Below are 10,245 nucleotides of genomic sequence, written 5' to 3'. Positions count from 1 at the left end.
CTGCGGTCCAGTTGTCTTAGAAGCTTCAGAGCTTGGAGTTACTGGAATAACTGTTGGGGTGTAGGTAGCTGTCGCAGTTGCAGTGAGTGGGTTGCCAGTAGTATCATTAGCAAATGTTACTGTCAAACGTACTGTAACTGCTGGTGCTTCCCCTGTAAAGTCTTTTTCAGGAGTGAAAGTGACCAATCCTGTATCTTTATCAATCTTGTAAGTACCTATTGTCTTACCATCTTTTGTAGCCGTTACAGAGCCATCTATCGCTCCTTCAAGGCTATAAAGTTTTGTTCCCTGATCAATCTCTGTCTCTTTCTCAGTCTCAGTTTCGGTATCTGTTTTAAACTCAAATGTTGGTTGACCTGATTGTGGACGTCCTTGAATAGCCAATGATTTCGTAGGTTGACCCTCTATATCCAGAGGAGTAACAGTAATAGTGTAGGTTGTAGTCGCTGTGGATGTGTTTGCACCATGATCTGTACCCTCTGTTGTCTCACCCACGTTTGTATCATCAACTAGGTTAGTATTACTATCCATAACGTCTACTGTAACTGTATAAACACCAACTTCTGTCAATTTTAAGCTTGTTGCATCTGGGTAATTATGAGCATCACCAGTCTTTGTGTAAGATGCAACCAACCCACCATTTGGATCAGTCACTCTAATAGTTGTTATCTTGGTATTGTGACTAGTCTTGAAAGTTTTCTCAGCATCACTTGTAGATGGAAGTGAGTCATCTTCTGCATCAGCTACTGTCACATGAGCATCAGTTGTTACCGTACTTATTCCGTCCAAACTGCGGTCTACTAAGTCTACAGTTGTATTCATCTTAGATGTATAAGAAGTCGAAGTAACAGTTGGTTTTCTATTGATAATCGTAGCTTCATCCGTTGATTCTGCTACAGTCGCCTTAACCACACCAGAAAATCCTGATGAAGTAGATACTTCCCAATGACCAGCATCTGTCTTTGTAGCTGTCACTACTGACTGATCCGATGACGACCATGTGTTAGTAGCTTTATCGTAAGAAACTGTTACATAGGTTCCATTCCCAACTGTTGTAGCTAAGGTATTTTCTCTCGCATAAACTGTTTCTTTACGAGTCACATCATTAACCGCTGTAACCTTTCCTGTAGCATCATAACTACGGTTATAGGCATAAATATAGAACTTGATAGAGCCATCCGCTTGCACAGAGGTGTAAACTTCTCTATTCGTTACATCATAAGTACCATCTCCGTGATCGGTTCTAACAGTCGCATATTCAGCTGGAAGTTCCCAACGTCCACTTGTTTTATTCAAGGTTGCAACGTGTGACGAGTTATCATTATCTTGGAGTGTGACAGATGAACGCATCAAGGATGCTGTAACAGCTTCTGTTTTAGCATAAACAGATATCTTATTGACACCAGCTGTTGCTGTCATTTCACTTGTAACTTTTAATTTAAATTGTTCACCAACTGTTCCGACTAATTCACCAGCTGTCACTGCTGTATTTGTAGTTCCCTCCGCGGCAACATACCACTTGCCTTCTCTATTTTCAAGTGCTGTGACACTTCCATCAGGCATGGTCACCTTGGCATAGGTAGCTCCTTTAGAGATAGTCACTGGGACTTCTGTTCCATATGCAGCAATGTTGAGGACATCAATTTTCGGTGCTACCTTAACTGTGATACCTGCATGAGTTTCTTGCCCCTGGGTTGTCCAACCATTCGCACCTGTTGGCTGGTTCCAGTCCTTAGCATAGGCTGTAACATAATAAATACCAGCTTCCGTTGGAGTTCCACTAATCAAGGCCTTCCCTGTATAACCCGTAGTTACACCCTCAGGACTAGTTAAGGGTGTACTACCATCTAAGGCATAGGTCAATCCCGGAATCTCTGTATCCACGGCACGAGCTGTTCCAGTAGCTGTCACAATATTACCCGAGATTCCTGTAGTACTTGGCCCGTATTGATTACGGACTGTAACATTCGTCCCATCTGCTAGCGTATAGGTAACATTAGCACCGCCAGACATGGCACGAGAACCTGAAGTATCTGAGTAGTGGATATCAATACTATTTGTAGAGTCACCTTGCTCATTGGTGAAGCTACTTTCACCGACCTTTCCTTCAAAGACCTCTCCATTGGTTCCAATGTTTGGTGGAGTTGTGTCTTGCCAACCAATCCAACCCCCACGAAGATTTCGGTAGACTGCACGCACAGTAGCTTTGGTATCGTTATTGGTATAGGTCACATACATCCGCGTATCATATACCCCGTTTGCCAAACCATCTGTCACAATCGTCCCCTGAATAGTGTCTGTAGCTGCATTGTAGGTCAAACCTGTTGGTAAGTTTGTCGGCTCTACATTTGAAACCACCCAGCCAGCTTTGGCTGCTTTATCTGTCACACTAAATCGTCCCTTAATCTTTTCGATATAGACACGGTCAGTACCTTGCTCATAGACATAGTGATAGATGTGGGTTGCAAGGTATTCATATCCTCCTCCTGCACCAAAAACTACATTATTATACGTTGAAATTCTTGACCCATCTGCACGGAGTTTTCCTTTCCAGAGGGGAGCTTCTGCAGCCAAGGCTTCTGCTTGTTCCTTGCTTAGAGGAAAATCCACTCGACCTTTATTATTATTTCCGGAACCTGAGTTACCAGGATTCGTATCGGTACCTGTCCGTTGGTGAGAGTACACGACTGCTTCCAGAGTCGTAATATCTCCACTGATTCTATCCGTTGAGACATCTCCGTTTGTAGCGGCAGTTGCACCAAAGGTATAGATATCCTTACCTGTTGCAGAGGCTTCTGTTGTAGCTGTTGAAACTGTCTTATAAGTGCCATCACCCTGCGGAATGGATATATAATCTTTGGCATTTGGTTGTACAATGACACCACCGGCAGGAGCTGTATCGTCCAGGGAAACTGAAAACTCTTCTTTGCCTGCTTTACGGAGAGTAACATAGACAGCTTCAATAGAGGACTGTAATTCTGCCATCGATTGGTTAAGGGCTTGAGCGCTCGCATCACCACTTGCTAAAGTGGCTCTTGCTTCTGTAATTTTAGCCGCATTGCTGGCTATGACAGCTCTAATAGCACTCTTGACATCTTCAGAAAGGCTTGAATCATTTGCTTCTTTTTCCAAAAAACTATTTGCTAAACGATTGGTTACATCCGCCTCTGACACTCGTTTTTCTAACTCTACTTGTTCAGATGATTGCTTTGTTTCTACTGCATTGACTTGATTAGCTTGCGCTTGACTAGACGCCTCTGCGATTACAGTAATAGCATTTGTTAGGGCTTGGACTTGCTGAGCAACCTCTGATTGACTTGGCTTAGCTTCTAAAACTGCTTGCGCACTTGTCAATGTTTGATTAGCAAAGTCAAGAGCTAGACTGTCTGTCCCCTTAGTAGCCGACTGGATTGCAGCACGTAAGGTCAAAATTTTCGATTGTAGTTCAGACTTATCTGCAACTGTTTCTGTAGAGGATTCAGTTGCCCCTGCTTCGGTATTCTCATCGCTAGCTTGGGATGAGGCAGTACCTTCACTAGCGTCCCTAGTTAGGACTGGTGCTGCGTCATAAGTAGTGGGTTTAGATGAGTTAGCATCTTGATTAGCCCCCTCATCGCCTATGGTCGGTGTTGGAGTCGTTGTTGAAGATGTTTCATTAACTCCTTCTACTTCTGTTGCTGATACCGCACCAGCTCCAAGAAACATCAAACCAGCTGCAATCGCCACTGATGCTGCTCCAAAACTATACTTACGAATACCATACCGAAGGTATCTTTCAGTTCTAAAATCTTGTTGACCTCTCTTCATGAGATTCAACCTCCTTGATTTATTTTATTCGTGTTGATTTAAAGCATTAGGGCAAATAAAAAGCCCCCCCCTTAAATTTTTTAGTAATATTAAGAGAAGAACATCTTAAAAAAGATTGCTATATGATTGTAAACACTTTAACTGATTATAACATTTAAATTTATAGCATTCAAGTATTATAACTGATAATTATTGAGTTTGAATGAGTGTTTTTTAATTTTATTAGAAATCTTTCTATTTTTCATTAACGATGATCAATGCTTTAGTATAAAACCAATTTATACTCTTCGAAAATCTCTTCAAACTAGGTCAGCATCGCCTTACCGTATGTAGGGTTACTGACTTCGTCAATTTTATCTACAACCTCAAAGCTGTGTTTTGATCTGACTTCGTCAGTTTCATCTGTAACCTCAAAACCGTATCTTGAGCCGACTTCGTCAGTTTTATCTGCAACCTCAAAGCTGTACTTTGAGCAGCTTGCGGCTAGTTTCCTAGTTTGCTCTTTGATTTTCATTGAGTATTAAATACCCTCAAAGAGTATTGTATTGAAACACGTGCCCCTAAGAATAACAGCAGTAACTTAAATTTACCTTACAAGAAGATGTTTCGAAATCAAAAAAAGTTGAGACACGGCGTCTTCAACTTTTTTACATTACATTAACTACTGATTAAAGTGAGTTTACGTCAACTTTGATACCAACACCTTGAGTAGTTGTGATCGTCAAGTTTGTTACGTAAGTTCCTTTAGCTGTAGCTGGTTTTGCTTTTTGGATTGTTTCGTTGAAAGCTTTGAAGTTTTCAACCAATTTTTCAGCTTCAAATGATACTTTACCGATGATTGCTTGAACGTTACCTGCACGGTCAGCACGGTAAGTGATTTTACCGCCTTTAGACTCTTCAACTGCTTTAGCAACATCCATTGTTACAGTACCAGTTTTAGGGTTTGGCATCAAGTTACGTGGTCCAAGGACACGTCCAAGACGTCCAACAAGAGCCATCATATCAGGTGTAGCGATAACTACGTCGAAGTCCAACCAACCGTCGTTGATTTTAGCAACAAGGTCATCTTCACCAACAAAGTCTGCACCAGCAGCTTTTGCTTCTTCAGCTTTTGCACCACGTGCAAAAACAAGAACGCGTGAAGTTTTACCAGTACCGTTTGGCAATACCATTGCTCCACGGATTTGTTGGTCAGCTTTTTTAACGTCGATGTTCAAGTTGTAAGCAACTTCTACAGTTGCGTCAAATTTTGCAAAGTTAGTTTCTTTTGCAAGTGCTACAGCTTCTTCTACGCTGTATGCTTTTGTGCTGTCGATTTTCTCAAGAGCAGCACGAAGTTGTTTGCTTTTTTTAGCCATTTTCTATTCTCCTTGTAAGTGGTTCAATCGATTTTCATCTCCCACGTCACTTCTCGAAATGATGAAGTCTTGCGGGTTTTCAGTCTATTATTTTTCCTTTCCTACTTCGTTAAGCTCCCTTGCTGTACCCAAATACAAGCATCAGTCACTTACCTAGTATGAAAAGCAACTAATAGACTGCTGTGAGATTTTCTACTGTGTTATTGATTAGTCAACAACAGTGAATCCCATAGAACGAGCAGTACCTTCGATCATACGCATTGCAGACTCTACGTTTGCTGCGTTCAAATCTGGCATCTTAGTTTCTGCAATTTCTTGTACTTGTGCACGAGTAACTGTAGCAACTTTAGTTTTGTTAGGTGTACCTGATCCTTTTTCAACACCTGCAGCTTTTTTCAAAAGAACAGCAGCTGGTGGTGTTTTAGTGATGAAAGTAAATGATTTATCTTCGTAAACTGAGATAACAACTGGAATGATCATACCAGCTTGGTCAGCTGTACGAGCGTTGAACTCTTTTGTGAATCCCATGATGTTGATACCAGCTTGACCAAGAGCAGGTCCAACCGGTGGAGCTGGTGTAGCTTTACCAGCAGGGATTTGCAATTTTACAAGTTTTTCGACTTTTTTAGCCATTTTTAAATCCTCCTTTGTGGTTTTGGCGGTAATTAGAGATTTTTACCTCCCACAAGTATGCTTTACACATACTCATCTATTATACACTATTTATCTGAAATTGCAAGAGAAAAGTTTATTTTTTAATCGACATAATCTCCGCCTTCAAAGCCGTAGTATTCTTCCAAACTAAGACCACTCTCAGCAATTTCTTTAGCTTCTTTTCCGACATAACGCAGGTGCCATTCCTCAGCCATATAGCCTGTTTCCTTTTCCTTGCCTTTGAGATAACGGACAACAAAACCATAATCAGCAGCATGGTCTAAAAGCCATTGAGCTGCCTTCTCTTCTGTCACCAAATCACCATCAGTCCCAATCACATCAAAAGCCAAGCCTGTTTGGTGTTCGCTGTAGCCAGGTCGGGCAGAGTATCGGTCAGCCGCTGCCTTCCCATCTTGGTTGACATAATCTTGATAGAGCTTGGTCTGAGTTTCATAACTTCTAAAGCCACTGTAATGATCACTGATTGGGAAACCTGCTTCTTGCATCGCTTTGATGAGCTTGACCAACTCAGCCTTGGCTGTTGGATTTTCCCCGGGGTTATAGTCCTTTGACAATGGATAGTGTTTATTGGCTACGATGATTTCATCGTATTTTCCTTGGATGCTGTAGTAGTCTCCTTTATTGACCACTTCTGCTTTTTTCTGGGCAGTTCCTTGAGACTTACTGCCGACTGTTCCATCAGCTTTGGCTGTCTGTTCTGTCTTAGCTGTGCCATCTTCATTTTTTGCTTTTTCTTGTGAACAAGCTGCTAGACTCAAGGCTAGCAAGGCTGTCAAGACAAGGTATCTTTTTTTCATTTCTACTCCTTTATTTCTAATAGTTTATCTAGTTCTGACGATAAACATTCGACTAATCTTTTAATCTCTTCCGGTTTTGCTTGGCAAGTTTCTGCTGTCATTTCTTCAAAGGGGACCCACCAGACTGGTCCACGTCCATTGAGACCATGATCCTTCATATCACCTCTTCGTCTAGGAAACAGATGCCAATGAAGATGGGCATCGCCATTTCCTAGCAGTTCGATATTCATTTTCTCGGCAGCAAAGGTCTTAGTAACCGCCTCTTGGACTAAACTCATTTCTTCTAGAAAACGTATTCTAGTTTCCTTTTCTAAATGATGCAATTCGGTGACATGTTTCTTGGCTAGAAAGAGACTATAGCCTGCAAAATACTGGTGATCTCCAATCACAAGATAGCCTGTTTCCAACTCTTTGACAAAATAGGGATTTTCTCCCTTCTTGATGAGGTCAATTCTCTGGCAAATCAGGCACATATTAGTCCACCAACGCGCTCTTAAGATAAGCATTAACCATACGCTCCGTTGCGACCACCGAGTCAATATGGGTACGTTCATAAGAATGACTAGACTCGATACCAGCACCGAGAAGGGCGTGTTTGACCTCTGCCCCTGCGGACATGGCCGCTGAAGCGTCCGAACCATAAAATGGATAGATATCCAACTTAAATGGAATATCTTGCTCTTTCGCCAATCCAACCAAGTGTTGGCGGAAATCATAGTGATAAGGACCTGATGCATCCTTGACACAGATGGACACTGTGTACTCATCTGTTTGCTGGTCATCCCCCATAGCTCCCATATCCACAGCTAGATATTCGACTACCTGAGCAGGAATATTAGAGTTAGCACCGTGCCCCACTTCTTCAAAGACTGAAAAAGCAAAATGGGTTGTTACTGGCAATTCAATCTTCTCTTCCTTATAAATACGAAGTAGGTTAAGCAAAATCGCTGCGCTGACCTTGTCATCCAAATGACGAGACTTGATAAAACCTGTCTCTGTCACGACAGTTCGTGGGTCAAAACTGATAAAATCACCGACCTCAATCCCAAGAGCACGAGTTTCTTTTTCAGTGGTCACTTTGGCATCCAAACGCACTTCCATATTGTCCTGCGTGCGTTCTGCAGTTCCTGCATCCTTGTAGACATGGCAAGAAGTTTGGTGGATGAGGATGGTTCCTGATACTTTTTCACCTGTGCTAGCTACATGAACGGTACAGTTTTCACCTTCAATCATGTTCCAAGGAAAACCACCGATTCGGTCCATTTTGAGACGGCCATCTGGTTTGACAGCACGGACAATAGCACCAAGCGTATCTACATGAGCAGTCACATAACGTTGTTGCTCATCATTTTGACCTTTAATGGTCACATTGACACCGCCCTTTGCTGTGCGAACCGGCTGGTAACCGAAACCTTCCAGAGTCTTGACTAAATAGTCCGCAATCTCACGAGTAAAACCCGTTGGCGATGCAATAGCTGTTAGTTCTTTGATATATTCTACTGTTTGATTCATTTCTTCACCTCTTTTGCTACCTATTATAACACATTTATCATCGGATAAAAAAAGAAAATCACTCCTGTAGACTTGGCTACAAAAGTGATTTTATACTCAATGAAAATCAAAGAGCAAACTAGGAAACTAGCCGCAGGTTGCTCAAAACACTGTTTTGAGGTTGTAGATGGAACTGACGTAGTCAGTATCCTACACATACGACAAGGCGACGTTGACGCGGTTTGAAGAGATTTTCTAAGAGTATTAGTGATTATTCCATTTCAAAAACATCACTTTCTTGCTTGTTTGGTAGAACCAATGAGAGCAAGATTCCGACAATGGCTGGTACCAACCATGGGAGTGATGCCTTAGCAAAAGGAAGAGCCTTGACAAGATTTGCAAGAAACTCAACTTTAAATGAGCTTCCTAGTACGCTTGCAATGGCAATAGCTGTAACCACAGCAATTGTCAACTGCATACCTGGTTTTGAAAGAGCAACAAATTTGTTGACAATGACAATCATAACGATGGCAATGGTGATTGGGTACAAGATAACCAATACTGGAATGGAGTACTTGATAATCGCATCAAGGCCCAAATTAGCAATCGCAAATCCAATCAAGGTAAAGGCGGTCGCATAAACCTTGTAGCTGATTTGTGGGAAGCGTTCATTAAAGAACTCAGCTGTAGACACAATCAAACCAACAGTCGTTGTGAAGCAGGTTACAGTAACCATAGCTGCAAGGAAGAGTTGAGCTGTTGAGCCAAAGATTTCTTGAGTGGCTTGTGACAAGATGTAAACACCTGGTGTTCCACCCTTCATCGCCTCAGCTGGTACCGGGAAATGATTTCCAAGGAAACCTAAACCGATATAAAGAGCGCTGAAGGCAAGGGCAACAACGATACCAACCACCCAAATAGTCGAAATGTATTCTTTCTTACTTGAAAATCCAAGTTGTTTCAAGGTTTGAACTGCGATTACACTGAAGGCAACTGAGGCAAGGGCATCCAAGGTATTGTAACCTTCTAGGAAACCTGTACCAAAGGCAGAAGCTTGATAAGCAGCTGAAGCAGCTTGAGGACTTGTTCCACCGTATTTGATAGCTCCTAGAACAACCAAGATAACAATCAAAATCGCAAAGACTGGTGTTAAAATACGGCCGATACGGTCTAAGATTTTTGATGGATTAAGCGAAATTAGATAAGCTGCTGCAAAGTAAAGAACCGTAAAGACAATCAAACCAAGACCTTTATTTGCATCCGACAAAAGGGGGCTAATCCCTACTTCGTAAGCTGTTGTAGCTGTACGTGGGATAGCAAAGAATGGACCGATTGACAAGTAAAGAACTGAGAGGTAAAGAGTCGCAAACCAAGGCGCTATCTTTGTTGAAATCTCATAGATATACCCTTTAGGATTTAGAGTTCCAATAATAAGAGTCAAGACGGCGATACCGACGCCTGAAAAGACAAAACCTGCGATGGCAGGAAGAAAATGTTCTCCAGATAGAGCACCTAGAGAAGGCGGAAAAATCAAGTTCCCCGCACCAAAAAATATTCCAAACAGGAGCAAACCTGTTAGGGCACCTTTTTTAGCCATGAAAATCTCCTTCATATTTATAAAATACTGACTTAGTATACCATGATTAGGAGTATGAAAAAAGTATCACGAAGTAACTATTGAATGTTTTCAAGATTCTTAAAAATGAGAATTGTCTAAAAATAAAATTCCCTACCCAGTCCACACCAAGTAGGAGAAATTCTAATGTTTACAGTTCTTCAAAGGCTAACATGCCGCCCTGAACATTGATAACTTCATAACCCTGTTCAGCTAGAAATTGACAAGCACGCGCCGATCTCATTCCAGATTTACAAATAACATAATGTAACTGATCCTTGTCCAATTGATCATAAGTATCAGCCAATTGACTCAGTGGCAGGTTGTGGGCGCCTTCTAAATGAAGAGCTTCAAACTCATCCACTTCTCTCACGTCCACTAGAGAAAGTTGGTCGTTTTGATAAAGCTGGTAAAATGCGTCAAAGGTTATTTCTTTCATTCTTTTTCTCCTAATACTCTTCGAAAATCTCTTCAAACCACGTCAGCGTCGCCTTACCGTAGG

The 10,245-nt window shown here is 41.7% G+C and carries 9 protein-coding genes; all 9 read right to left on the bottom strand.

Translation table 11 applies throughout. The annotated features are described in order from the left end of the window. On the bottom strand, window positions 1–3,807 hold a 3,807-nt coding region (locus WKI42_RS07905), incomplete at its 3' end, for a YSIRK-type signal peptide-containing protein (protein ID WP_368081630.1). Window positions 3,808–4,111: 304 nt separating this feature from the next. Beyond that, on the bottom strand, window positions 4,112–4,321 hold the full coding sequence (locus WKI42_RS07900) for a hypothetical protein (RefSeq protein ID WP_368081629.1): 210 nt from the start codon (window positions 4,319–4,321) through the stop codon (window positions 4,112–4,114). A gap of 154 nt (window positions 4,322–4,475) precedes the next feature. Continuing rightward, window positions 4,476–5,165, bottom strand: coding sequence for a 50S ribosomal protein L1 (gene rplA, locus WKI42_RS07895; protein WP_001085675.1), 690 nt, complete (start codon window positions 5,163–5,165; stop codon window positions 4,476–4,478). 207 nt (window positions 5,166–5,372) lie between these two features. Next, window positions 5,373–5,798: a 50S ribosomal protein L11 gene (gene rplK, locus WKI42_RS07890; RefSeq protein ID WP_001085807.1), complete on the bottom strand. Its 426-nt coding sequence runs from the start codon at window positions 5,796–5,798 to the stop codon at window positions 5,373–5,375. A gap of 122 nt (window positions 5,799–5,920) precedes the next feature. After that, on the bottom strand, window positions 5,921–6,637 hold the full coding sequence (ldcB, locus tag WKI42_RS07885; RefSeq protein ID WP_368081628.1) for an LD-carboxypeptidase LdcB/DacB: 717 nt from the start codon (window positions 6,635–6,637) through the stop codon (window positions 5,921–5,923). Window positions 6,638–6,639: 2 nt separating this feature from the next. Further along, complete coding sequence (locus WKI42_RS07880) at window positions 6,640–7,110, bottom strand: HIT family protein (RefSeq protein WP_368081631.1); 471 nt, start codon at window positions 7,108–7,110, stop codon at window positions 6,640–6,642. 1 nt (window position 7,111) lies between these two features. Then, window positions 7,112–8,149 carry a M42 family metallopeptidase gene (locus WKI42_RS07875; RefSeq protein WP_368081627.1) on the bottom strand — a complete coding sequence of 346 codons (1,038 nt, stop codon included), beginning with the start codon at window positions 8,147–8,149 and terminating at the stop codon, window positions 7,112–7,114. 250 nt (window positions 8,150–8,399) lie between these two features. Further along, window positions 8,400–9,725 (bottom strand): branched-chain amino acid transport system II carrier protein, encoded by a 1,326-nt coding sequence (brnQ, locus tag WKI42_RS07870; protein ID WP_368081626.1) that lies wholly within the window; start codon window positions 9,723–9,725, stop codon window positions 8,400–8,402. Between the two features lie 169 nt (window positions 9,726–9,894). Then, window positions 9,895–10,182: a rhodanese-like domain-containing protein gene (locus WKI42_RS07865; protein WP_368081625.1), complete on the bottom strand. Its 288-nt coding sequence runs from the start codon at window positions 10,180–10,182 to the stop codon at window positions 9,895–9,897. Window positions 10,183–10,245: the final 63 nt, after the last annotated feature.

The sequence above is a fragment of the Streptococcus pseudopneumoniae genome (assembly GCF_038148935.1).
GTDB lineage: Bacteria > Bacillota > Bacilli > Lactobacillales > Streptococcaceae > Streptococcus > Streptococcus pseudopneumoniae_U.
The sequence above is the reverse complement of the archived record's forward strand: the minus strand, read 5'-3'. Positions and strand labels throughout refer to the sequence as shown.